Here is an 833-nt window from a genome sequence, read left to right as displayed (position 1 = left end):
ACGTCCGTGCCACGGATATGTACGTGTCCGCTATGCGGATGTGTTAATGTCCGTGCCACGGACTAAATTATTTTAATTTTTGAAAACGTTTATTAAATTTAGAATAGAAGAAACTTGTTCAACAGATAAAACTTCAAAGAAAGATATGGATTCTTTTTTTTCAATTAAAATGCTTCGTGAAAAATTCTTCAATCAAAATATCAATATTCTTTTTTAATGCAGATTTCAGTTCGGGGATGATTATGTCAGTTTGTTTGTTTTCTATATTTTCTGGAATTAAAAACTGGTAAGCATCGGTTTCTAGGGCGTTTGCAATTTTTATCATGGTTTTATCACTTGGCCAAAGGCGTTTTCCTTCGATGCTATTTATTGTCTGGTCAGAAAGTCCGGCTTTTTCTGCAAGTTCAAATTGAGAAAGATTTTTGGCTTTTCTGATTTTCTTTAAGTTTGCTGAAAGCCTGTTCTTTAATTCATCCGAGTCCATAAAAAAAGTATCACATTATTAAATCAAGAAATACACTTAGGAAAAGTACAATTATTTTTAAAATAAAGTATTGTAAATACGTAAAATAAGATTTATACTAATTAAAAATATATTATTACGTATTTTTACTACGTATTGGAGATTTTGTTTTGAAAAAACACGCCATTCTCTGCGGCTGTGCGCCTGACGGATTCACGCAGAAAAAAATAAACGAAATGCACGATTTTCTCATAAGTGAAGCCGGCGGCTCTTGGGCGGAAAAAGAAATTATGATTTTCCCGAACGGCGTGGACGAGGCGATGCTTTCTTTTGTGCTTGAACGGCTAAGAGCGGACAAAACTGAACAAAT

At 33.7% G+C, this 833-nt stretch carries 1 protein-coding gene and 1 pseudogene; one reads left to right on the top strand and one right to left on the bottom strand.

Annotated features, from left to right (window positions below):
- Positions 1-160: 160 nt before the first annotated feature.
- The gene (locus B3209_RS08535; protein WP_295800590.1) at positions 161-484 is read right to left on the bottom strand and encodes a helix-turn-helix domain-containing protein; all 324 of its coding nucleotides are present in this window, start codon (positions 482-484) and stop codon (positions 161-163) included.
- A gap of 149 nt (positions 485-633) precedes the next feature.
- On the opposite strand from B3209_RS08535, the pseudogene B3209_RS08530 reads away from it, so the two are divergent.
- Positions 634-833, top strand: a pseudogene (locus tag B3209_RS08530) (hypothetical protein); the annotation flags it as partial.

Source organism: Treponema sp. UBA6852, from assembly GCA_002449305.1.
GTDB lineage: Bacteria > Spirochaetota > Spirochaetia > Treponematales > Treponemataceae > Treponema_D.
Note: the sequence above shows the minus strand (reverse complement) of the source record. Positions and strands in the feature narration are given on the sequence as shown.

Coding starts and splice junctions, on each gene's coding strand:
- B3209_RS08535 (WP_295800590.1), bottom strand. CDS start 484: ATGGACTCGGATGAATTAAAGAACAGGCTTTCAGCAAACTTAAAGAAA.